19 protein-coding genes and 1 tRNA gene are annotated in these 22,918 nt (G+C 42.2%); 3 read left to right on the top strand and 17 right to left on the bottom strand.

From position 1 onward, the window contains the following. Positions 1-114 precede the first annotated feature (114 nt). Positions 115-2,322, top strand: a complete 2,208-nt coding sequence (locus NFS34_RS09930) for a carboxy terminal-processing peptidase (RefSeq protein WP_251359886.1) — start codon at positions 115-117, stop codon at positions 2,320-2,322. Positions 2,323-2,433: 111 nt separating this feature from the next. Here NFS34_RS09930 and NFS34_RS09925 read toward each other — a convergent pair whose 3' ends face one another. From NFS34_RS09925 to NFS34_RS09910, 4 genes are all read right to left on the bottom strand, one after another. Beyond that, the gene (locus tag NFS34_RS09925; RefSeq protein WP_251359885.1) at positions 2,434-5,937 is read right to left on the bottom strand and encodes a translocation/assembly module TamB domain-containing protein; all 3,504 of its coding nucleotides are present in this window, start codon (positions 5,935-5,937) and stop codon (positions 2,434-2,436) included. Then, positions 5,934-7,664: an autotransporter assembly complex family protein gene (locus tag NFS34_RS09920; RefSeq protein WP_251359884.1), complete on the bottom strand. Its 1,731-nt coding sequence runs from the start codon at positions 7,662-7,664 to the stop codon at positions 5,934-5,936. Before NFS34_RS09920 ends, NFS34_RS09925 begins: the two co-directional genes overlap by 4 nt. Before the next feature lie 209 nt (positions 7,665-7,873). Further along, positions 7,874-9,688 (bottom strand): sodium:proton antiporter, encoded by a 1,815-nt coding sequence (locus NFS34_RS09915; protein ID WP_251359883.1) that lies wholly within the window; start codon positions 9,686-9,688, stop codon positions 7,874-7,876. A gap of 186 nt (positions 9,689-9,874) precedes the next feature. Continuing rightward, positions 9,875-10,660, bottom strand: coding sequence for a class I SAM-dependent methyltransferase (locus NFS34_RS09910; protein WP_251359882.1), 786 nt, complete (start codon positions 10,658-10,660; stop codon positions 9,875-9,877). Between the two features lie 160 nt (positions 10,661-10,820). Between NFS34_RS09910 and NFS34_RS09905 the strand changes: the two genes are divergently transcribed. Further along, positions 10,821-11,720 carry an aspartyl/asparaginyl beta-hydroxylase domain-containing protein gene (locus tag NFS34_RS09905; protein ID WP_251359881.1) on the top strand — a complete coding sequence of 300 codons (900 nt, stop codon included), beginning with the start codon at positions 10,821-10,823 and terminating at the stop codon, positions 11,718-11,720. A gap of 141 nt (positions 11,721-11,861) precedes the next feature. On the opposite strand, the gene argS is transcribed toward NFS34_RS09905, so the two are convergent. The 9 genes from argS to NFS34_RS09860 all read right to left on the bottom strand — a co-directional run bounded on the left by argS (position 11,862) and on the right by NFS34_RS09860 (position 19,573). Then, positions 11,862-13,628: an arginine--tRNA ligase gene (gene argS, locus NFS34_RS09900; protein ID WP_251359880.1), complete on the bottom strand. Its 1,767-nt coding sequence runs from the start codon at positions 13,626-13,628 to the stop codon at positions 11,862-11,864. Positions 13,629-13,722: 94 nt separating this feature from the next. Further along, on the bottom strand, positions 13,723-14,259 hold the full coding sequence (locus NFS34_RS09895; protein ID WP_251359879.1) for a DUF924 family protein: 537 nt from the start codon (positions 14,257-14,259) through the stop codon (positions 13,723-13,725). A gap of 44 nt (positions 14,260-14,303) precedes the next feature. Next, on the bottom strand, positions 14,304-14,780 hold the full coding sequence (locus tag NFS34_RS09890; protein WP_251359878.1) for a low molecular weight protein-tyrosine-phosphatase: 477 nt from the start codon (positions 14,778-14,780) through the stop codon (positions 14,304-14,306). Then, positions 14,780-15,538, bottom strand: a complete 759-nt coding sequence (gene kdsB / locus NFS34_RS09885) for a 3-deoxy-manno-octulosonate cytidylyltransferase (protein ID WP_251359877.1) — start codon at positions 15,536-15,538, stop codon at positions 14,780-14,782. Before kdsB ends, NFS34_RS09890 begins: the two co-directional genes overlap by 1 nt. Before the next feature lie 13 nt (positions 15,539-15,551). Then, positions 15,552-15,746, bottom strand: coding sequence for a Trm112 family protein (locus NFS34_RS09880; protein ID WP_251359876.1), 195 nt, complete (start codon positions 15,744-15,746; stop codon positions 15,552-15,554). Further along, positions 15,747-16,718 carry a tetraacyldisaccharide 4'-kinase gene (gene lpxK, locus NFS34_RS09875; RefSeq protein ID WP_251359875.1) on the bottom strand — a complete coding sequence of 324 codons (972 nt, stop codon included), beginning with the start codon at positions 16,716-16,718 and terminating at the stop codon, positions 15,747-15,749. It abuts the gene before it with no gap. A gap of 5 nt (positions 16,719-16,723) precedes the next feature. After that, positions 16,724-18,502: a lipid A export permease/ATP-binding protein MsbA gene (msbA, locus tag NFS34_RS09870; protein ID WP_251359874.1), complete on the bottom strand. Its 1,779-nt coding sequence runs from the start codon at positions 18,500-18,502 to the stop codon at positions 16,724-16,726. Further along, positions 18,495-18,914 (bottom strand): biopolymer transporter ExbD, encoded by a 420-nt coding sequence (locus tag NFS34_RS09865; RefSeq protein ID WP_251359873.1) that lies wholly within the window; start codon positions 18,912-18,914, stop codon positions 18,495-18,497. The genes msbA and NFS34_RS09865 overlap by 8 nt, the downstream gene beginning before the upstream one ends. Positions 18,915-18,919: 5 nt before the next feature. Continuing rightward, positions 18,920-19,573: a MotA/TolQ/ExbB proton channel family protein gene (locus NFS34_RS09860; RefSeq protein WP_251359872.1), complete on the bottom strand. Its 654-nt coding sequence runs from the start codon at positions 19,571-19,573 to the stop codon at positions 18,920-18,922. Between the two features lie 214 nt (positions 19,574-19,787). On the opposite strand from NFS34_RS09860, the gene NFS34_RS09855 reads away from it, so the two are divergent. Continuing rightward, positions 19,788-20,624: a PhnD/SsuA/transferrin family substrate-binding protein gene (locus NFS34_RS09855; RefSeq protein ID WP_251359871.1), complete on the top strand. Its 837-nt coding sequence runs from the start codon at positions 19,788-19,790 to the stop codon at positions 20,622-20,624. A 64-nt stretch (positions 20,625-20,688) separates the two neighbouring features. Here the strand turns inward: NFS34_RS09855 and NFS34_RS09850 are convergent. The 4 genes from NFS34_RS09850 to rnd all read right to left on the bottom strand — a co-directional run bounded on the left by NFS34_RS09850 (position 20,689) and on the right by rnd (position 22,912). Next, positions 20,689-20,765, bottom strand: a tRNA-Asp gene (locus NFS34_RS09850). A 184-nt stretch (positions 20,766-20,949) separates the two neighbouring features. Continuing rightward, entirely contained in the window at positions 20,950-21,396 is a 447-nt protein-coding gene (locus tag NFS34_RS09845) for a YcgN family cysteine cluster protein (protein ID WP_251359870.1), read from the bottom strand. An 11-nt stretch (positions 21,397-21,407) separates the two neighbouring features. Next, positions 21,408-21,686, bottom strand: a complete 279-nt coding sequence (locus tag NFS34_RS09840) for a YcgL domain-containing protein (protein WP_251359869.1) — start codon at positions 21,684-21,686, stop codon at positions 21,408-21,410. A 65-nt stretch (positions 21,687-21,751) separates the two neighbouring features. After that, entirely contained in the window at positions 21,752-22,912 is a 1,161-nt protein-coding gene (gene rnd / locus NFS34_RS09835; protein WP_251359868.1) for a ribonuclease D, read from the bottom strand. Between the last annotated feature and the right edge of the window lie 6 nt (positions 22,913-22,918).

The raw sequence follows: 22,918 nt of genomic DNA, 5'->3' as shown, positions 1-22,918 counted from the left end.
CACTTTTTCACATTCTAAAGCTTGTAATTTACTTAAATTTACGCAACCTTAGTCTTAGTCATGCGTCTTTATGTTATGACCTTTCAATTTAATTGCACAGAGTAAGAGTATTGGATGAATTTTAACAAAAAACTGGTAACGAAAACCTTGGGCGCAGCGAGCGTATCTCTAGCACTATTTTCCTCGGCGCTGCTGTTGGCTGACAATCCCAATAAGGTCGTTTTAGATAACAAGGATGATGGCTATCAATTGCCGCAGCTTGCAGGCCCCGAGTTACAGCCTACTAAAAAATTTAGGAACACAGGCCAGTTGGTGGCATGGTTGTTGATGCAAAGCCACTATCAGCATCCAAACTTTGATAATGCCTTATCTCGTGAATCCTTTAAGCAACTGGTCAAAATGTTTGATCCTAACCGAAGTTATTTTTTAGCATCGGACGTGGAGAAGTTTAAGGTTTTTGAAAGCAAGTTTGATGATGCTATCCGTACTGGACAAATTGAATTGGCTTATGAGTTTTTTGAACTTTTTGAAAAACGCCATCGCGAACGTTACGAGTATGCGCTAAAAATTGCCAATCAACCCTTTGATTTTACTGCTGATGAAGAATTTCAATACGATCGCCGTGAAAGCCCTTGGTTTGAAAATAGGGCAGAGCTTGATGAGTATTGGCGCAAAAAAGTTAAGTACGATGCGCTTAACTTAAAATTAGCCGATCAAAGCGAAGAAAAAATTGCCGAGAAGTTAACAAGGCGCTATAAAACCAGCGTTAGACGCTTGTCACAAACTACTGATGAAGATGTTTTTGGTTTCTTCATGAATGCCATTAATGCTTCGATTGATCCGCATACTACCTACTATACGCCGCGTCAATTTGAAGATTTTAACATTAACATGAGCTTAAAATTGCAGGGGATTGGCGCAGTTTTAACGCAAGAAGACGAATTTACTAAAGTTGTACGTATTGTGAACAAAGGTCCAGCTTACAAGTCCGGCCAAATTCACAAGGACGATAAAATCATTGGCGTTGGACAGGGTGACGAAGGCGAAATGGTCGATGTTATTGGCTGGCGCAATGGGGATGTCGTAGATTTGATACGTGGAGAGGCGGGGAGTGTAGTTCGCCTTCAGGTAATTCCCCACACTGCTGCTGGTGATGGAAAATCCAAAGTGGTACGAATCGTTCGAGAAGAAATTAAACTCGAAGATCAAGCTGCCAAATCCGATGTTTTGGAAATTGAGCAAGACGGTAAAAAAATCAAATATGGCGTTATTGAGCTACCATCTTTTTATGCAGAATCGCCAAATCGTGACAATAAAAATAAAGAGCTAACCAGCACCACGCATGATGTTAAACGCCTTATTGGTAAGTTGCAAAAACAGGGCGTTGAAGGTTTGATTATAGATTTACGCAACAATGGCGGTGGTTCTTTATCGGAAGCGGTGGATATGACTGGCTTGTTTATCGATAAAGGCCCTGTAGTTCAGGGTAAAGATTATGACGGTAACGTTCGTGTTTTGCGTGATAATGATGGTAAGACGTTCTACCAAGGCCCGCTTGCGGTTTTAGTGAATGCTGGCAGTGCTTCCGCTTCGGAAATTTTTGCTGGAGCTATCCAAGATTATGGTCGTGGAATTGTGATCGGCGAAAATACTTTCGGTAAGGGCACTGTGCAAGGCATTCGTGAACTGAGTCGTTTTATGCGTAATCCTGAAGGTAACCTTGGTGCGCTAAAACTCACGGTTGAAAAGTTTTATCGGGTAACAGGTGATAGCACTCAAAAACGTGGCGTTAAACCGGACATTAGTTTCCCCAGTTTTTATGATCTCGACGATCACGGTGAAGCTTCCTATGATAATGCTTTAGCTTGGGACACTATTGATACCACCAAATTTGATAAAAATGCAGGCATCGAAAGCTTTATTCCTTACTTGCAACAAGCTCATGCCATGCGCTTTGCTAAAGATAAACAGTTTAGTTTGCTAGTCAAAGATATTGAGGAAGTTAAGGCTGAAAAAGATAAAAAGAGTATTTCTTTGAATTATAAGCAGCGACTGGCCGATCGTTTAACCAATGATGAAAAACGGTTAGAAAGAGCAAATCTACGCCGCCAGGAAGAAGGTAAGTTACCCTTCAAAACCATTGAAGAGCTGGAAACTTACGCTGAAAATAAAGAAAATCAGCCGTTGGATAACGATCGTATTGACTTTGAGGGCGATCTGCTGCTGTTTGAAACAGCTAATATTTTAGGTGACTTTATTAAGGCCAAATCAAACCCTGAATTAGTTACTTTGGCAGCGCCAGCTAAGGCCGCCATTAATTAATCGTTCAATTTTACTGATGTAACACATTCGAAAGGCCAGTTTTACTGGTCTTTGCTTTATAAAAACTTACTGAAGTCCCAATTGTTTCCAAAGAAGCGGCTATTAACTGCATTAGGGTTTGCGAATGGTGTAAATTAAGTCCACAGACTGGTTTTCGCCGTAAGTGCTTTCAAGTTTAAGCGCTTTAGTTAGGCGGTAGCGGACTAACCAAAATCCTGTACGATTAAAAATTCCGTGGTTATATCCCAGATAGAGATCATCATTAATGTTTTTACCGGCCTCAATGGCGCTATCGTCACTGGTGGCACCTTCTTTAATGGTTAAAACATCGACGCCTAGGCTACTTTGCAGTTCTGCGAAGAAGGGACTGCTTGTTTTCAGGCCAAAAAGTAGCGCGGTTTGCATCATCTGATTCGAACTAACATTGCTATCATCATTTAGTCCTCGACCAGAAATTAGGTAGCTTAATATTTCCAACTCTGAAAGGCTCGGATTAGAAAAAAGCGATGACTGCAAATAGTTCGGTCTACCACCAATATTAACGCCAGCAGTTACCGTTTCATCAAGCGACAAACGAGTAGCCACAACGTCAATTTGCGGATTATCAATAGGACCATCAAAAATTAAAACGCCACGATCGATCTTGAGCTTTTGTCCATACAGACTGTAACTTCCTTGGTTTAAACTTAGACGACCCAAAGCCATCAAAGCTCTGCGCTCATTATGATTGTTTAGTTTAATCGAACCCTTGAGTTTTGATTCAAGACCTAAAGCCTCTAAAGAAAAGCTGTCTTTGATCTGAGCATTGATGTCAAACAATAGCTGAAATTGATCCTTGTTATCCGGTTCGGCATCGACAATAACCACGTCATCAGATGCTTGAACCGCACCTTTGGGGATTTCTTTTAACACAAACTCACCGCGATCAATGAGCAGATCGCCGCTGACTTCTGCTTGTTGCGGCGTTAGGTTTATTGTAACGTCAGGACTGATCACCAGCTGTAATTCTTTAGTGTTAATAAGTTCAAATTCATCAGCCGAAACGGTGCCTTGGTAGCGCCAACTTGCAGTTGGTTCCTGTGTCAGTTGAAAAACTCCCTTCGATTCTAAAAGACTTTTATCGGCGTTGGTGCTTAGTAAAATTTGATAGGCGCCAAGATCTGCATTGTTGATTTTAATTTGCGTATTGGATAGAGGGCGTCCTAAACGGCTAAGCTCAATCGAGCCGGCATGTTTAAAAATCAGTTCTAGTTGCGGCGATTGTAGATTACCAGCAATAGTTCCATTGAGTAAGCTCGCGCCTTTTACGGCTTTAATTTCAGGGGTTAAAGTTGATAGAAAATCAACCGAATGTAATTTCGCAGCAAGCTGTCCTTGCAGCTGAAGCCCATCATTGATAGCAAGATTTAGAGCAAGCTGTGAAGTATCCTCTAGTGCCAATTGAAGTTTTAAATAGTTAATTTTGGCTGCATTTTTCGCGGTTAACTCGGCAAGCTTAATAGCCGATTGATAAACAAGGGTATCTTGATCGAAAAACTTAATCTGTCCCTGACTCAACTCTAAATTTGACTGATAGATAGGACTGCTATTGTCGCTTTCTAAGCTAAAAACACCATTTAAAAAGCCTTGTAACTGCACTGATTCCGGCAACAGCGGGGCAAATAGGCTAACGTCTAACTGGTGGGTAGAAAGCATCAGGTTTTGATTATCTTCAAGCTCAAAACATAACTTGCTGCTTGAACTAGCTTCCAACCAACAGCTTAAAGTCGCCGAAATATTATCCGCAACCTTTATCGACATCGGCTGTTGTAAATTCCACTTTGAGTTAATTTGCTTATCCGTTAATTGATGTTGGAGGATCTTGCCCTGCCAACTTTTACTATCCTTATAGAATTGGCCATTAAAACTTAACTGACTAGTAACTTGTTGTGCGATAAGTTTTAGGTTTCCAGAATGCTCCGCAAGGCGGCCATCAAGGTTAAAATCCAGATCGCCTATTAGCCTATTGGCGGCACTGAGACCTTTTAGCTCACTATTGATGCTTATTTTTTTATAAGGGTTACCATTAACTTTGGCGGTTAAATTATTGATTTTGTTGCCGAAAGCTTGTAATTGCTTGGCTGTTAGATTAGCCACAATCCTTGGCTGCTCGATATTACCGCTAAGCACTAGCTTGCCGTTTAAATCGCCAGCCAGAGCAGGGTGGATAAGTGATAATTGCTGAGCTTTAATTATTAGTTCGGCCGCAAGAGTATCCTGAGAAAGCTTACCGTTAGCCGTTAGGCTATTGTTACCAAGCATCAGTTTGGCTTGTTCGATGGTCATTAATTGATCGAGTAAGCTGAGTTCTAGATCTAGCGCTACGTCTTGCTCATTGACTCTGCCTCTAAACTGAGTGTTGGTAATTTTTAGATCTAAAGTTTCGTTAGTGTTAGTAACATCGAGATTAAAACTGCCTTGAATTTTGCCAGCAAGCTTAGGTATGAATTGCGATAAGTTTTGTTGCTTTAATTGGCCTTGCGCTGCTAGACGTAACCCATCTTTCCAGCTCAAATTAGCCTGACTATTCAGCGAACTACTTGCAGATTGTAGGCTTAAATTTGCAAGCTCAAAACTCTCTAAATTGCCTTGACCATTAGCTTTGAGTTGAGCAGTTTCCGTTAGCGGGCCAATAAGCTTGGCATCAAAGATTGCCTTATAGTCCGCTAAAGTGCCTAACAGTTGCAAATTGCCATCTGCTAATTGATAGCGTTGCTGAGCTTGGACATAGTGTATTTCAAGCTTTTCTAGCTGTGATTCAATACCAATATCCGGATTATCAAGCGCAATAGTAGCTATTACATTTGTTTTTGCGGTTAAGTTTTTATTTTGAGCCTCGCCTTGCGCAAAGCTTAAGGCTTGCGTGAGTTGAATAGTTTTTAAATTACCTTTTATGCTGCCATGGCCATTAGCTTCTATGGTTTCTTGTTGAAATCGCCACTGCGGAGCTAACTTAAAGTCCAATTCTTGGGTTAGGGTTAACTCAAGCTGGCTAGTTACTTGATAGTCTTTGGCTGCAAGTTGTAACTTGTTAACAGCGATCTTTTGGCCGGTGGCTGTTATATCAAACGCAATCCGCTCAAGCTCAATGTTGCTGGATTGCTGCAGATAAGTCAGTTGGTTTAACTGGAAATCATCAATGGTTAGCTCGAAAGGTAATTCAAGTCCTGAGAAACTGGACGCGGCCTCAGAGCCTTTGTCGCCCTCAAGCAACCTAACCTTAGTATCATTAAGATGAAAATGCTCAAACTCAAATTTCAGCGTAAACAAATTATAACTTTTGAGATGGCTACTGATTTTTTCAGTCTGAAAATTAATATTGCTATCGCTATAGCGCAGCTTGGAGAGCTTTAGTTTTGAACCTAAAGTGCCGCTGATTTGTTCAATTGCTATCGAATCCATCGAGTGATCCAGCCACTTGATCAATACGCGAGTACCGAATTGCGTATGCAAAACGATGCTTAATACAATAAGGCAAATCAAAGCAAAGCTGACTAAAGTCCATAAGCTTCGCTTAAGCCAAGTCTTAAGACTTGCGCTAGCTTTTACTTTTAGCTCTGCTTTATGCTGGCTCATAGATCTGGCCCTAAACTAATGTGGATCCGAAAATCGTTTTCTGGGTTATCAATGGGGACAGCAACATCAAAACGTATGGGGCCAATCGGTGAAATCCAGCGTAAGCCAACTCCTGCGCTATACTGAAAGTCAGGCGAGTCATTATATGCCGAGCCACTGTCGGTAAAAATAGCCACCGCCCAACTGTCTTTAAAGCGGTAGTCATACTCCAAGCTAGCAACCGTTAGGTGCTTGCCACCGACAAAATCTCCGTCATCGCTTTGTGGAGATATGGTGCGATAATCAAAACCACGAACGCTATTATCGCCGCCAGCGAAAAAACGATAGTCTAGCGGCAAATCCGTCAGATCCGTGGTCGACGTCGTGCCCAAAGCCAGGCGAAATAATAAACGGTGTTTAGGTTTAACGGTATAGATGCCTTTATAACTGGCTGAAAGTTGCAGAAAAGAAGCATCGGAAAGCAGACTCTCGTGAGCGCCTTGTAGCTCTGCTTGAATGCGATAACCATGCTTAGGTATAACAGGATTGTCAGCCTTTAAATAATTCCAACTAACGCCAGGAACCACCAATAACGAATTGCCGTCGTTTACGCCAGTATCAAATTCATCATACACTAAATCCACAAAGCCGACGCTACTCCAGTGTTTGGCGCCGGCGTAGCTCCAGCTGACACCAAGCTTAGCGGTATTACTTTTAAGCTCATCGGTGCGCTCTTCTTTATAGCCTGCATCAATATTATACCAAGACTCTGATGGGCTATCTTTAGACGGTAATTTCAAGCTTCCGGAAAGTTCTCTAATCACATCCGATAAGCTTAATTGACTGGAAAATTGATAACCGTGATCGGTCACTCGGCGGTTATTGTATTCAAAGCGCAAGCGAGCGTCGGTATCAGTGGAAAAGCCTACGCCTGCCGAGTAATCGATTCTATCCTGCGGCGTTACTGTTATCGTGATAGGCACCTTGCCATCAAGGGCCTTTTCACGTTGAAGCTGCATAGCTATGGTAGCAAAATAGTTAGTCTCGAGCAGCTCTTGGCGCGCATCGTAAAGTTCACTATTGGTAAAGTAGCGATCGCTAACCAGTGGCATCAAAGCTTCTACAAATTCTTGTTGCAAAAAGGCTTGGGGCTGCTGAACCAAGCTGACTTTTCCGAGCTGGTAGCGAGTGCCAGTGTTGAAAATAAGGTTGATTTCAGCGGTTTTAGCCTTCTGTGATACCCGTATCTCGCTTTGGATAAACTTAGCATCCAAATAGATATATTCAGCCGCTAGCGACTCGAGTTGCTTTTTGAGTTGCTTATAATGCTTATCAACCAAAATATCGCCAACTTTGAGCTTAAACTTATCTACAGCTTCAGTAAATTTAATGTCTTGTTTTCCATCACCTTGAATGCGAATATTGACTTTGTCGACTAGGATTGGCTGATTAAGACTGATAGTCGCTTCAAGTAAAGCGCAGCCATCAATCTCATCGACTTCCTTTAGCTCAAAAGTAGGGGAGTAGTAGCCATACGCCCGAGTTGCTATTGTTAGCGTTTTCTGCAGTTGTTCTAAGTATGCCTGATCAGGCTTAGTGTTTATTGGCAGACATGCGTTAAATCGATCTTCTAGCAGTAGCTCAATATTGTCACGAATATCGCCATCAACGCCCATCAACTTTATCTCAGCAAAAGTCTTAGCGCAGAAAAGGATAGATATGGACAGGACAGAAAAGAGGTATTTCATTAACTAAAAGTCTAGGGAATAAGGTTAAATGAGGCTTCAGTGCTACAAAGCATTAGCAATTTCAGGTGAGTTGTTAAGCACTAGGCCATGATCTTTACATCAAGCTTTACACCAAATTTTGCATCTAACCTTGATCATAGCTACTTTGTTGTAACATGACTAGCATAACCGCATCACAAGTATCATAGGTATCAACACCTAATGTTCTCCTAGCTATTAGCATTTTTCAGGTCACTCAATGCAGGTAGAAGGGCAACAATTTTATAGCTACCTTCTAGCTCATCATGATGTTGCTGAGTCACAATCTGGATCCTGTTTTTTTCATCGAGATAAAACAGCTTAATGGCGTCAGGATTTTTCTTCTCGTAGTCTTCAAAGGTAAACTCATCGGTAATAGGCGTGGTTCTGATCTCGTAACCACTTTTGTGTAAGCTGGAGATCTTGCTAAAAGTAACGTCATCGCCAAATAAATTACGTCCGCGTAGCTCACTCTTGGATTGGTGCTTTTTGATTGAGGTTTTATCAGTTGTAGTAGCAATATGATAGACATTTTCTCGACCAAATTCGGAAGCGTAGCGAAAGCAAGCGATGGTGTTAAGCTCTCGCTGCGGAGATAGTGCAAGGAGTTTACCAATACCAATTAAGTTTAAATGCTGATCGGCAAACTCAGACACGGGATTGCCATAAAAAGTCTTTAGGCCAGCCATTCGAGCATTTTGTATATTGGTGTAGCTCATGTCAGAGAGAATTACTCTAGCGCCGTTTTCTTTTAGTTCTTTAGCAATCTCTACCGCAATTGGCGACGCGCCAAAGATTAAATAGCCGTTGGGATCCGGCTCAGTGACACCCAATAGATTGCCTAAGAATTTGGAGGTTAAGCTTTGAACTAATACCGTACCAATGATCACGGCAAAAGTAAGTGACACAAGATATTCTGCCTTTTCAAAACCCATAGCTTGAAGTTTTAAAGCGAAGAGGGCAGAGATAGCCGCAGCAACAATGCCTCGCGGACCAATCCAAGCCACTAACACTCGCTCCTTCCAACTCAAGCTGGTGTTAATAGTACTAACCCAAACAGCTACTGGGCGGGCGATAAATTGAGTAATGCAATAAGCCCCTAAAGACATCCAAATAATCGATACCAGCTGTTCGATTTGCAGTTGTGCAGACAGCACAATAAAGAGCAATGAGATTAATAAAATAGTTAAATTTTCTTTAAAATTTAAAATTTCTTCAATATGCACTTTCTTGCTATTAGCAAGCCAAATCCCCATTAAGGTTACGGCTAAAAGCCCAGATTCATGTGCCATGGCATTGGATACACTGCAAGTGAGCAATACAAAGGCCAGTGTCGCCATATTGTGTAAATATTGGGGTATCATTTCCCTGCCCAACAGTTGTTCGAGCAGCCAACCAGAGATCAAACCAAGAATAGTACCGCCAATAATTATTTTAAGAAATAGCCATAGCAAAGGCCCTACAACTTCCGTATGGCTTTGCAATACAATAAACTCAAATACCATCACGGCTAACAAAGCGCCGATTGGATCTATTAAAATTCCTTCCCAGCGCAAAGTTTTTGAAATTGTCTCATTCGGACGAATCGTTCTTAACATCGGTATGACAACGGTCGGTCCGGTGACCGTTAGAATTGCACCAAATAGCACGGATAGCTGCAAAGGTAACTGTAGCAGGTAGTAACTGCCAACAGAGATTAGCACCCAGGTAATTAAGGCCCCAATACTGATTAACTTATTAACGGCCTTGCCGACTTGTTTTACCTCTGAAAACTTTAACGTTAAACTGCCTTCAAACAAAATAATCGCAACGGCTAAAGATATAGCAGGGTTTAGCAAATCTCCAAACAATTGATCTGGCTGCAAGAGCTCAAACACCGGACCCACTAAAATGCCGCACGTTAATAACAACAAAATGGCAGGTAGCTTAATTTTCCAAGCCAGCCACTGACAAGCAAACCCTAAAAATACAATAGCCGCTAAAATTACCATTGGCGTCAAATCCATAGCTCGATTTCCTTCAAAATAATTGTGCACCTTTTAAGCAGCTAAGTTTAACGACTTTAGAGCCGCATATAAACAAAAGCAGGGAATATGAGGTATACGGATAGTAGCGATCTATATGAATATAGCACCACCTTAATATTCGCATAATTTATATTATGTTAAATTAAAGGCGTGTAAAAAAATTAATCATATCTTTGCTAACAACCAGGTCGCATGGTAAATATCCCCTGCTAATAACTGTCTTTGCAATTTTCGGTGCGATAATAAGAATTGATTGATGTCCTGTTCAAGCTCTGGATGTTGCTTTTGTAGCTCGTGGGCTCTTTTTGATAATAAGTTGTATTCTTTCCCCATTCTTTTTTCGATCTCATCCCGACTTTCGCCAATACGGCTTTTGGATACCAACTCTGATTCAGCAATATAAAGCTCGATACTTTTTGCGCCGCTGGCATCTGTGGCGGCGACACCGGGCGTATAGCCTTGCGATTCATAGTGTGTATCAATAATTAAGTGACCGTTTGGTTTTAGATGTGTGGCTAACGCTTTTAAGGTGTCTGGGAAGCTGCCTATTAGATCTTCTACAAATTGAAAAATAATGATATCAAACTGTTCTTGATTACTACTTAAGAATTGGTTGGCATCTTGGCAAACAAATTTAAGCTGCTGCTTTAATTTATGCTGTACTGCGGTTAATTTGGCGTCAGCGATGAAAAACTCAGATAGGTCCACTCCGATGCCCGATATGGAAAAGCGTTTAGCTATTCGCAATAAACTGGTGCCCTTGGCGCAGCATAAATCCAATACCCGGCAATTATCCATAGCGACCAAATTATTGTTGATCAGACTAATCATGGCATCGGTATTGGTTAAAATTTCTTGGATGTCTTGATAAAGGAATGGAGCGAACTCTACAAGTTCTGGACTTGGCAATCCTAACGAATTACAAACTGACACTGAGCGCTTTAGGGGCATAGTGTAAAATCAGACTCCTTTGAAATTAAGCGTAATGCTTCAGCTTTGAGAACTCGTTACAAATTATAAGCTTTTGCTTTGTTCTGCTAAAAGTTATAATGGAATTATATTTAATTATCAATAATTTATTGTTGATCTATGACACAGTTGGTATTTTCTTTTGTTAGTATTTATCATTATCAGTATTTTCGTCCTTTCAACCATTTACGTTCATAATCGTGGCAAGTTGAAGCTTAAAATTCAGCGTCAAATCCTTGACCACTCGACCTTCTTTGCGCCTGTTAATTGTTTAATGTACTTTTCTTCAGAAGTAGAAAATAAACCCTATATTGATTTAGAGAAGTTTCCTGAGCTAAAAGTTATTGAGGAAAACTGGGAAATGATTCGCGACGAAGCAGTTGCATTACAATCCAGTGAACAAATTAAAAGTTCTGAGAAATATAATGATGCTGGCTTTAACTCTTTTTTCCGTCGAGGTTGGAAGCGATTTTATCTGAAATGGTATCATGGCCCTCTTCCCTCTGCGTTGGAAAAGTGCCCAAAAACTGTTGAGCTTATTTCAAATATCCCAAGCGTCAAAGCCGCCATGTTTGCTGCGCTACCATCAGGTTCAAGTCTGCACCCTCACCGTGATCCTTACGCAGGTTCTTTGCGCTACCACTTAGGGTTAGTGACTCCAAACTCTGACGATTGCGCGATTTATGTTGATGGTGAAAAATACTCATGGCGAGATGGTGAAGCAGTAATGTTTGACGAAACTTTTGTCCATCGAGCAGAAAATAAAACCGAACACAACCGTATTATTTTCTTTTGTGACATTGAGCGCCCTACCAACAATATTTTCGCTCGAATTATAAACAAAATCTTTAGTGCCACTATGGCGCGAGCAACTCAGTCGCCGAATACCGAAGCCGATAAAACAGGTTTCTTGAATAAGGTGTTTGGGCTGGTCTACCCTATTCGCAAAGTAGGTAAAAATTTAAAGTCTTATAATAGAAGTTTGTATTACTTAGTGAAGTGGTTATTGATTGGCTTAGTGCTTTACGCGATCATTTTTTAATTACCAAGCGCGTAGAGTATAAAAAAGCCCAGTTAATTCACTAGGCCTTTGTAAAACTGGGTTTTGCTGTCATGCCCGCTTTCGCGGGAAAGACGTAATAAATATTTATTTTGGGCATGCCGCTGATCGCTAACGGTAAAATTACATCCGCTCTAAGGTTTCTATCCCAAGTAACTGCAATCCAACTTCAAGTTGCTGCATACAAATTTCACTAAGGCGCAGCAAGCTTGCCTGTTTCGCTTTATCAGCTTCTTTCATGATATGTTGCTTTTGATAAAAGGAGCTAAACTCTTGCGCTAGATTATAAAGGTGTTCGCACAAATAGTGCGGCGCCCTCTTCTCAACAGTTCTATCAATAGTTGCTTGGAAAGACAGCAAACGAAAACTTAGCGTTTTTTCGTTATCGGAGGTGGCCAATAAGTCGCCTGCCTCAGCATTAACCGCCTGCGCTTTGCGTAAAATGGATTTGATTCGAGCAACTTGCATTAGCAAGTAAGGTCCAGTTTTGCCTTCAAACTCACTGAATTTTTCCAGATCGAAAATATAATCTTTAATCCTAAAGTTTCTTAAGTCAGCAAATTTTAAAGTAGCTATAGCGACTTTATGCGCAATTTCTTCTTTCTCAGCTTCTGGAAAGTCTGCTCCAAAATTCGACTCGGCTAACTTCTTGCGCGCTTGCTGCTTAGCCATTTGGATCAGATCGTGCAGTTTCATCACGCCACCAGAGCGTGTTTTAAAAGGCTTGCCGTCTTTACCGTTAACTGTGCCAAAATAGCTGTGCTCATATTGAGTTGTTTCATTAAAGCCAAGTAAATCTGCAGCGGCAAAAACTTGTTTAAAGTGTTGCTGTTGACGCCCGTCAACTACATACAGCACAGTTTGAGCCTTATCATCGCGCACGCGCTCGTATAAGGTTGCTAAATCGGTAGTGCCATACATGACCGCACCATCGGATTTCCGCAAAATAAGCGGCGGCATCACATTCTCACCAGCCTCATCGCGGAAAGGGACGATCAAAGCACCTTGATCTTGAATAGAGATTGCCTTATTAGCCAACTCTTCTAGCAAAGGTGGAATAAAAGGATCGGCATCGCTCTCCCCTTTCCACAAATCAAAACCAACCCCTAGCTCACCATAATCGCGCTTTAACGTAGCGACTGACACCGCAACAAAGTGCTTCCACAAGGTGCGATATCCAGCTCGACCATCCTGTAATTCCAGGGTGGCTTTACGCGCTTTTTCTGCTGCGGTAGGATCGGTTTTGCATAAAGCAGATTCGGTTGGGTAAATTTCTTCTAAATCGGCAATGGTTACCGGCGATTCTTCCGGATAACCAGTGGTTACTTGAGGATCGAAGTAAATTAAATCAGGCTGACGTTTTTTAACACCCTCGATCAACATACCCATTTGGGTTCCCCAGTCGCCTAGGTGGGCGTCAGAAACAACTTGATAGCCCTTAAATCGAAAAATACGCTGCAAGGAATCACCGATAATTGCCGTTCTTAGGTGCCCTACGTGCATGGATTTAGCGACATTAGGACCGCCAAAATCTATCATTACCTTATGCCCAGACAAATCTTCAGCGCAGCCGAAAGTTTGATCTGACGCTAATTGCGATAATTTCTGTGCTAAATAATCTCGTTTCACCAGAATGTTGATAAAACCAGGGCGGACGACACTGAGGGTCTCAACAAAATTATTTTCGCTGAGCTTCGCGACCACACTTTCGGCCGTAACGAATGGGTTGCCAGCGCCAAGCTTAGCAGCGGCCATAGCACCGTTACACTGAAAATCAGCTAAATCAGGGCGGTTTGAACGCTGGACTTGGCCGAGCTCAAAGGGTAAATCGAGAAGCTCGAAAGCTTCGCCAAAGATTTGTGATAAATCTTGCTCAATACTGGTTAACATGAAGTCCGCTTGGGGTAATGAATTTAACAAATGGCGTATTATACCCGCTTGACGCTAAGTTGCCATTAGCCCAACCCAGAAAAGCTATCAATACTTAAAAACTAGAGTCAGGCTGTTTTAGAAAATCTAGTTCTTCTTTGGTCGACTCTCTACCTAAAATGTTATTACGATGCGGGTAGCGACCAAAGCGATCAATAATCACTTTATGCTTTAATTCAAAGTCGTAACCATTTTCGGGAATTTGTTGATATAACTTTTCTGCTTGCTGATGGATAAGCCTTGATTCGCTGTGCATAAAAGGCATATACAAAAACTGTCGCTCAACCGGTTTTAGCTTTTGGTCGTCTCCACTGGCGATAGCCATCTGGCTTAGCGCCAAAGCCAAAGGATCAGCAGCAAAAGCTTGCGGAGTATCGCGGTAAATATTTCTGGAAAATTGATCTAGAACAATGATTTCAGCTAAGCGCCCAAGTGGCTGAGCGCGCCATTCTGATAGCTCAACTTGAATAGCTTGGGCATGCAATTTGGCAAATTTTTCGCGCAACAAGTCGTCAAAACTGCTGTCTTTTAGCCACCATTGTTTAGGTGGAATTTGCTGAAACCAAAAATCGATAATCGATTGCCAATTCATATTGACTCCTTTGTAAGCCCTAAATCAAGCCTCGGTTAGATTATTTAACCCAGCTTTGGTGTGATGTAATCAATTAAGCCATCACTGGCTACTTCGATCAACTTCACCACTTCGGTAAAACCTTTTGTCCCGCCATAATAAGGATCTGGCACTTGACTAATCCCTAACTGAGGTGCGAAATCAGCTAAAAACAGTTTTAATTTATCACTATAACCATTTGATTTATATAATTTTAAATTATCTAGATTCGATTGATCCATCGCTATAATCAGATCAAACGTATCGAAATCTTGCGGTGCTACTTTACGAGAGCGAATAGCGGATAAATCATATCCAAACACCGCTGCATGTTGCTGTGATCGCTCGTCAGGCGGTTCACCCAGATGGTAAGCACTAGTACCCGCAGAGTCGATAAATAGTTTATTAGCAATTCCCGCTTGCTCTGCTTTGGCGCGAAAAACACCCTCAGCAGTGGGTGAGCGACAAATATTGCCTAGACAAACGAAAAGAATGGAATACATTAGAGGCGTGACTGTCGGTAGGCTTCTTGGGCTAAAGCCAAATCTTCCGGTGTATCAATGCCCATGCCAGGTACATCTTTAGCAGTGGCAATATGGATTTTAAAACCGTTTTCCAAGACCCTTAACTGCTCCAAAGATTCAAGCTTTTCCAAGGCACTTGCAGGCATTTTGACATAGTCGGCCAAAAAACCAGCGCGGTAAGCGTAAATACCAATATGACGCTGGCAACTTGCCAGATCCATCACTTTACCTTGTTCAAACCCCCCTTGCTGCCAAGCGATAGGCGCTCGCGAGAAATAGAGCGCATGGCCGGCAGTATCCGCTACAACCTTAACCACGTTCGGATTAAACACTTCTGCAGCTTCTAAAATTGGGGTAGATAAGGTCGCCATTGGGCAATCACTTGTAGCCAAATTGGCAGCTACTTGGCCAATGTTAGCAGACGATATAAAAGGTTCATCGCCCTGCACGTTCACTACAATGGTCTGCGCAGACAAAGCAAGTTTTTGGCAAACTTCTGCTAGTCTGTCAGAACCCGATTGATGGCTGGAAGCCGTCATACACACTTCGCCGCCAAAAGACTCAACGGCCGTTTTAATATCTTCATTATCAGTAGCTACCACCACTCGATCAGCATTGGCTAGCATGGCCCTTTGGTAAACATATTGAATCATCGGCTTATCGCCAATTAGTGCTAAAGGCTTGCCAGGTAAACGGGTTGATGCATAACGAGCAGGAATGATAACTACAAAACTCATGCTATTTCGCTGCCTACACATTTTTTAAAGCGTCAAGTTCAGCAATACCCAGCTCGCGAGCTTGATCTTCCAACATTACCGGAATGTCATCGCGGATCGGATAAGCTAACTTATCAAAACGGCACACTAGCTCATTAGCATCCCGATGGTAAACTAAATGTCCTTTGCATAAGGGGCAAACTAAAACATCGAGTAATTTAGAGTTCATTTATACAGCCTTTTGGCGAATTAAATTAAGTAAATTTGTGCTCAGCTCTGGCGCTAGCTGCGCAGTAACGGGTAAGTAATAACAGTTATCATTGGCAAATTCCTGACATTTTACCGCATCTTTTTCCGTCATAATAATACTCCCCTCAATATTTTCAAAATCTTCGGGACTAAAATGATGATGATCGGCAAAGGACTGACTGCTAAATTCGTAACCAAGCTGAGTTAAAGTGTTATAAAAGCGTTGCGGGTTGCCGATCGCCGCGATAGCGGTAATGGAACCTTGTAGCTTTAATTCTATTTCTGAACGATCCTTTACTGAGCGTAGTTTGGCAGGATTAAGCTGCATAGTGTCGCCATTGACAACCGTCAAATCAGTTTGTGACGCGCGGCTAACGGGTTCTCGTAGCGGCCCCAACGGCATCAAGAGACCGTTACCAAACTGACGCTCTGCATCTACCACTAAGATTTCAATATCACGTTGCAAAGCATAATGCTGCAAACCGTCATCACACAGAATTAAATCGCAGGAAAACTCATCCACCAATTTTTGCGCCCCACGAGCTCTTTGCCTATCGACCACGACAGGGCTTTGGGTATTGTTGAAAATTAATTTCGGTTCATCACCCACTTGGCAAGGTTTAGAGGTTTGTTCAACCACTATCGGATATTGCTCGCTTTGGCCACCATAACCGCGCGTTACTAGACCTGGTTTGAAACCTTCGGCTTTTAGAAACTTCAAAAGATGGATCGCCAGCGGTGTTTTACCCGTGCCGCCAACATTAATGTTGCCAATAACAATCACTGGCACATTAGGCTTTGCAGAGTTAAAAATACCTAGTTTGTAGCAGGCGCGACGTAAGATTACCAGCAATGCTAGTAGCCAGTGCAAAGGATAGAACAAATACAGCCACCAAGATTTTTTTACATACCAAATGGATTCAAAAAATTGCTGGGTTTTACTAACGGCCATTGCGGTTAATCGCTAAATTGCATTTGGTGTAGTCGAAAATATTCGCCTTTTAAGTCGAGCAGGCTTTGATGATCACCCCGCTCCACCACTTCGCCTTGGTTTATAACTAAAATTTCATCAGCATTTTCGATGGTCGATAGACGGTGCGCCACTACAATCGTGGTGCGATTTTGCATAAGGTTTTCCAATGCATTTTGAATATGACGCTCCGACTCAGTATCCAGCGCTGAAGTGGCTTCATCCAAAATTAAAATTGGCGCATCTTTTAAAATTGCTCGAGCGATGGCAATGCGTTGGCGCTGGCCGCCTGACAATAAGGAGCCGTTATCGCCAATATTAGTATCCAAGCCTTGCGGCAAGGTTTGGATAAATTCCCAAGCATTAGCATTTTCAGCCGCTTCAATAATTTGCGATTCATCAGCTTTTGCTGAAGTGCCGTAGGCAATGTTATTTCGCACGCTATCGTTAAACAAAACCACATTTTGCGAAACGATAGCAATTTGTTGACGCAAAGAATCGAGCTTAACATCGTAAATATTTTGTCCGTCAATACTGATAACGCCCGTTTCAATATCATAAAGTCTTGGCAAAAGGTGGGTAATGGTGCTTTTGCCACTGCCTGAACGCCCAACTAAGGCCAAAGTTTTAGTGGCGGCAACATCAAAGCTGACGTTTTTTAATACCAGCTCATCGTTGGGATTATAACCAAAGCTAACCTCTTTAAAGCTGACTTCGCCTTTGGTATTATCAAGGGTGAGAGTGCCAACATTCCTCTCCCCTTCTTGGTCTAAAATTTCAAAAACACTTTGCGCGCCAGCGATCCCGCGTTGTAATTGGGAGTTTATGTTCGATAAATCTCGTAGCGGTTTTAGGATTAATGCCATCAGCGCCACATAACTAATAAACTGCGCGCCCTCCATATAGCCATCAACAATCTGCTTACCACCAAAATACACAATGGCAGCAAAGCCAATACCGGCGATGGTTTGAATGGTCGGAGAGGATAACCCCTGCGCTGCCACTAACTTCATGTCTTGGTTACGGTTTGCATTAGTCGCTTTAGAAAACTTTTCAATGGTTCTTTGTTGACCACCAAAAATTTTAATCACTTCTTGGCCGCGAATGGTTTCTTCCGTGGTTTTGGTGACTTCACCTATTGAGTTTTGAATGCCTTTACTGACTTTCTTGAAACGTTTAGCACTGACATTAACCACAAAAGCAACCACCGGCGTGAGTACTAAAATAAACAAGGTTAAACGCCAACTAATAATTAGCATATACATAAGCGCAAACAGCACCATACCGCCCGAGCGAAGCATGGTAGTGATCGCCTTAGAACTGGCGAAGGCAATCTGCTCGATATTAAATGTTAAGGTTGAAAGTAAAGTTCCGGGAGCTTTATCGGTAAAGAACTTTGTTGGTTGATAAATGTAATGTGCGAACAGTTCTTCTCGTAAGTCTTGGATAACCTTGCGACCAGCCCAGCCCATGCTGTAGGTGGCAATAAAATTAAAAATACCGCGCACAAAAATAGCGCCAATGATAATAATGGGGGTTTTGACCAGTAGTGTGTAGCGATCTTTGTTTTCTATTGCTACATCCAAATATTGAATGGCATTAACAAAAGAGGTTTCAATTAGCGCATAAAAAATATTGGCTAAAATTGCGATCATGATAGCCCATTTATAGCGCTTACTATAACCAAGGATGCGTTTATAGACTTGCCCACCCTTATAAACTTGTTCGGGCTTGTTGTTTAGCTCTGTTGTTTCAGACTCAGTCATTGCTCTTTTCGGCCTGTTGCGTTGCCAGCGTTAGGTTGCTATAGCCAAGCTGTCCCGCAGCGTCCATAACGCTGATTACGGCTTGATAAGGTGCTTGAGCATCCGCACTAATAATGACCTGTATATTGGGATCGGAGGAGACAGATGCAATGGCTTCCTTAATCGACACTAGCTGTCGATTGATTACCGTCTGGCCATTAACGAAAACATCACCTTGCTGAGTCACATTAATTTCCAATGATTCTGGTTTAGCCTCCAAGACTTCCCCCGATGCTTGCGGTAAATCAAGACTGATTTTGGTTTCTTTTTTAAAGCTGGTGGAAACCATGAAAAAAATCAATAACAAGAAAACCACATCAATTAAGGGCGTTAAGTTAATTTGTAATTCTTCTTTGCGCTTTTTAAGCCACATGGGGTTTAGGCTCCAGTAAAGATTTCGCGCTCACCATGCAGAACATCCACCATTTTCAAGGCTTCCTGCTCCATTTCGGTGACCAACTCTTCGACTTTACGACTAAAATAACGGTGCAAAACCACCGTCGGAATAGCAACCGCCATGCCCGCAGCGGTGGTAATCAAAGCTTCTGAAATACCACCGGCCAGCGCATCGGCATTGCCAACCCCTTCTAAGCGAATGACGGTAAACACCTTAATCATGCCAATAACTGTACCTAATAAACCCAATAGCGGTGCTACTAATGCAATCGAGCCTAAGGTGTTAAGAAAGCGTTCAAGCCGAATCACGATGCCACGCCCTGCTTCGTTAATACTGGCTTTCATCGCTTCGCGCCCAAATTGGTGGTTCAACAGCCCTGCCGTTAACACCTCGCCTAAGGCAGAGCTGTTTTTTAAATCACGCATTTTTGACTTATCAAACTGACCGTTTTTTATCCAAGTCCAAACTTGAGCTACCAAATGCTTAGGTAAAATACTGTCTTTGCGCAAAGACCAAAAGCGCTCAATGATGATCCCCATAGCAATCAAAGAGCATAAAATGATCGGAACCATGGTCCAACCGCCGGCTTTTAACAAATCGAGCAACATACCCGTTGAGCTTGATGTGGCTAGCATTGACGTTTCCTCAACATTGATTTTTCCTGAAGTTGTTATTTGAAGTATTTGATTTATAAGGCCTATTCTAGTCATTTAATTGACCAGTTACAAATGGCTATTGGATTTATCGCTGCCACCTATTGTATCGTCCAAATTGGGAATTATTCGAGCATTTGATTATACTTTTAACCACTATAAACTGAGTCGGCAGAGTTAACAGGATTATTCCCCTATGGCGTTAGATTCAAACACAATCGAGTTGAAAATTGGCGGCGTCCCCGAGCATTTTAATTTACCTTGGCGTATAACCATTGAATCGGGAGTCTTACAAAAACATTCGATCAAAGCCAGTTGGCACGACTTTCATGGTGGCACAGGCGCTATGGTCAAAGCGCTCAATGCAGGCGAAGTAGACGTTGCAACTCTATTGACAGAGGGTGCGGTGAAAGCCCTAGCAGATAAAGATTGTCAATTTGAGTTATTTTCCTTTTACACCAAAACGCCTTTAATTTGGGGCGTGCATACTCCCGCTAATTCTGCCATAAAATCTCTTTCCGATATTAAGAATGCTACTTTTGTCATCAGTCGCTACGGCTCCGGATCTCATTTAATGGCTTACTTGCTAGCAGAGTCGTTAGGTTTTGACAGTGACGATTTAAAGTTTGAAATTGCTCATAATCTCGATGGTGCACGGGAACTCTTTCGCTCGGGAGCTAATCACGTGTTTCTTTGGGAAAAGTTTATGACTAAACCCTATGTAGATAATGGCGAGATGCGCTTAATTGATGATTTTCCAACACCTTGGTCTTGTTTTGTCACCTGCGTTAATAAATCGGTGCTTAACAAGCACCCTAAACAGATTAAGCAGCTGATGAAGCAGGTGTTAAAAACTGCTCGACAACTCAAGCAGTCGCCAATCACTCCAAAATTGATAGCCAGTCACTATCAATTACAGCTGAAAGATGTCAAAACTTGGTTAGCGGCAACCCAGTGGCAAAAGCATAAAAAGCTCGATATGAAACTAATTAAGAAGGTTGAAGCAAAGCTACGGCAGCTTAACGTTATCTAATCTGCTCATCTAATTTTAGAAACGGCATGCACAAAAAAGCCAGCTTGCGCTGGCTTTAAAATAATGGCGGAGCGGACGGGACTCGAACCCGCGACCCCCGGCGTGACAGGCCGGTATTCTAACCAGCTGAACTACCGCTCCGCAAAGGGTGTTAAGCTAAGCCTAACAAGTGTTCCGCTGGGTGACCATACTGGTCAACGGCGTGCATAATACTTTCGAAGCTTTTGGGCGTCAACTACTTTTTTTGAGTTTTTTTAAGATTTATTCAAACTGGCTAATTTATATTCAAGATGGTGCTTTGCCAGCTTGATATTACCAAGAAAAACTACTCTTCGATTGGGATCCAGGAAATGATTCTGTCCTCGATATCTTCACCTGCTAGCAGCTGCTCAGGAGTTACCTTACCTTTAACGCTGAAGCCTAATTCATGAATAAGCTCGCGACTGCCAGACTTGAGGTGATGCCATTCAGGCAAGTCTTTTCCCGCAGCCACCCGACGATAACCACAAGTTTCCGGTAACCAATAAAATTCTTTAATATTCTCAGGACTGATCTGCATGCAATCGGGAACCAAACTCGTTCGGTTAGCATAATCGGTACATTGCAATGAAGATTCATCCAGCAGATAGCAAACTACGTCCGTTTGCATCAAGAGTTCTTCCTCTTCATCCACAAACTGCATACGACAACATTTTGCGCAGCCATCACATAATGACTCCCACTGTTGGGCAGTCATTTGATCCATTGGTGTATCGAGCCAGAATGCAGCCATTTCAACTAAGCTTACGATTTAGACTTATTAGCAGATTGAATTAGCCGACTCAAATCCTCTTCTGAAGGTGGCATTTGCAGATAATACCCCTCCTCGTTTAACTTGGATTTTACTTCGTTAATATCAGCCAAGGCTAACTTGTGTTTTTTATCCAAATCAAGGTGCATCACTAACTCTGGTTCTCCCCACATCGCCATTAGCGTTTCTGGCAAATCGGCCAAATCCGCTTGGTAAGGTACATAAAGGTAGGTATCGGGTCGTTTTGCACTTTTATAAATGCTACTTAACATAGTCTTTTCTCAGTTTTATAACTTTTGCTCGCCTATCATTTAAAGAGGCTATAACTGGTTTTAAACTAACTTGAGGCCAGTTCAGAGCAAGTCGCCTCAAACGCTTCGCTTAATAAAGATTTTCGCCATTTATTCCAAAAACGATTAGGCCGATTGGGCTTTTTCAATTTTAATGACACATAATATTCCAGCAAACGATTATTGACCAAAACTCCAGCTGGAATGGATTCTTGCTCTGCTATTATAGCGGCTTTTTGTTTGAGCTGCTTTACTATCGGTTTAGCTTGCGGGAGTTTGTGAAACGCAATAATAGGCTCTGGGTATTCATCGGGCGGCATTTTATCTGCTTGTTCGATAAGCGCCAGCAGTTCGCTACCATAGCGCCGAATACTCGCTCTATGGCAGCCTACGGCGAGCAGATCTGAGGTTTTTGGTTGGGCTTTAAGGCATATTTCGACCAGCTGATGATCGCGAAAGATAAACGTTTTAGGGATATTGTTTAATCGAGCCAGTTGTTCGCGCCAGCTAACAATTAGCTTAAGCCGATTTAATTGTTTTGCGTTTAGTTTAAAGGCGCCCTTAACTCGAATATAGTAGGCATCAAAATTTTCCGGACAGGATACCGCTTCAAAGACGCTTTGCGCGTCCTGAATAACGAAATCAAAATGCCCCGCAATTAATAGTTTGTCGCGTAATTGATAATAAGCTGGGAGTAGAAATTGCACATCTTGCGCCGCATAAGTGAGTTGCTCTTGGCTAAGCGGTCTTTGCAGCCAATCGGTTTGAGTCTGTTGCTTGTCTAAAGTCAGCCCTTGGGTAATGTCAACTAAGTTTGAATAGCCTAAAGTTAAGCCAAAACCCGCAAAAGAAGCTGCGATTTGGGTATCGAAAACCGAATTAAAACTAAATTGGTAACTATTGAAAAGCGCTTCCAGATCTTCGCTACAACTATGCAGGGTTTTGATCAGTGTTTTGGATGCAAACACGGCTTTGAGTGGCGAAAGATCCTGCAGTTCCAATGGATCAATCAGATAAACCTTATTGCCATCATACAGCTGAATTAACGCCAAATTATGAAAATAGGTATTGGTTCGATCAAATTCTGTATCTACCGCAATAACTTCTTGCTGCAACCACTGCTCTGCCAGTTCCGACAAATTAGCGACGTTACGAATAAATTTGACCTTGAGCGACTCTCCGTGCTCTTGTAATTTAAAATTCTCCAACGAGTT

This window comes from Kangiella sp. TOML190 (assembly GCF_023706045.1).
Classification (GTDB): domain Bacteria; phylum Pseudomonadota; class Gammaproteobacteria; order Enterobacterales; family Kangiellaceae; genus Kangiella.
The sequence above is the reverse complement of the archived record's forward strand: the minus strand, read 5'-3'. Positions and strand labels throughout refer to the sequence as shown.

Excerpts from the sequence above, each read along its gene's own strand:
- NFS34_RS09910 (WP_251359882.1), bottom strand. The coding sequence starts at position 10,660 with ATGCCCCTAAAGCGCTCAGTGTCAGTTTGTAATTCGTTAGGATTGCCA.
- NFS34_RS09920 (WP_251359884.1), bottom strand. The coding sequence starts at position 7,664 with ATGAAATACCTCTTTTCTGTCCTGTCCATATCTATCCTTTTCTGCGCT.
- NFS34_RS09865 (WP_251359873.1), bottom strand. The coding sequence starts at position 18,914 with ATGTGGCTTAAAAAGCGCAAAGAAGAATTACAAATTAACTTAACGCCC.
- msbA (WP_251359874.1), bottom strand. The coding sequence starts at position 18,502 with ATGACTGAGTCTGAAACAACAGAGCTAAACAACAAGCCCGAACAAGTT.
- NFS34_RS09930 (WP_251359886.1), top strand. The coding sequence starts at position 115 with ATGAATTTTAACAAAAAACTGGTAACGAAAACCTTGGGCGCAGCGAGC.
- NFS34_RS09915 (WP_251359883.1), bottom strand. The coding sequence starts at position 9,688 with ATGGATTTGACGCCAATGGTAATTTTAGCGGCTATTGTATTTTTAGGG.
- NFS34_RS09895 (WP_251359879.1), bottom strand. The coding sequence starts at position 14,259 with ATGAATTGGCAATCGATTATCGATTTTTGGTTTCAGCAAATTCCACCT.
- argS (WP_251359880.1), bottom strand. The coding sequence starts at position 13,628 with ATGTTAACCAGTATTGAGCAAGATTTATCACAAATCTTTGGCGAAGCT.
- NFS34_RS09890 (WP_251359878.1), bottom strand. The coding sequence starts at position 14,780 with ATGTATTCCATTCTTTTCGTTTGTCTAGGCAATATTTGTCGCTCACCC.
- NFS34_RS09855 (WP_251359871.1), top strand. The coding sequence starts at position 19,788 with ATGGCGTTAGATTCAAACACAATCGAGTTGAAAATTGGCGGCGTCCCC.
- lpxK (WP_251359875.1), bottom strand. The coding sequence starts at position 16,718 with ATGGCCGTTAGTAAAACCCAGCAATTTTTTGAATCCATTTGGTATGTA.
- NFS34_RS09845 (WP_251359870.1), bottom strand. The coding sequence starts at position 21,396 with ATGGCTGCATTCTGGCTCGATACACCAATGGATCAAATGACTGCCCAA.
- NFS34_RS09840 (WP_251359869.1), bottom strand. The coding sequence starts at position 21,686 with ATGTTAAGTAGCATTTATAAAAGTGCAAAACGACCCGATACCTACCTT.
- NFS34_RS09925 (WP_251359885.1), bottom strand. The coding sequence starts at position 5,937 with ATGAGCCAGCATAAAGCAGAGCTAAAAGTAAAAGCTAGCGCAAGTCTT.
- kdsB (WP_251359877.1), bottom strand. The coding sequence starts at position 15,538 with ATGAGTTTTGTAGTTATCATTCCTGCTCGTTATGCATCAACCCGTTTA.
- NFS34_RS09860 (WP_251359872.1), bottom strand. The coding sequence starts at position 19,573 with ATGCTAGCCACATCAAGCTCAACGGGTATGTTGCTCGATTTGTTAAAA.
- NFS34_RS09880 (WP_251359876.1), bottom strand. The coding sequence starts at position 15,746 with ATGAACTCTAAATTACTCGATGTTTTAGTTTGCCCCTTATGCAAAGGA.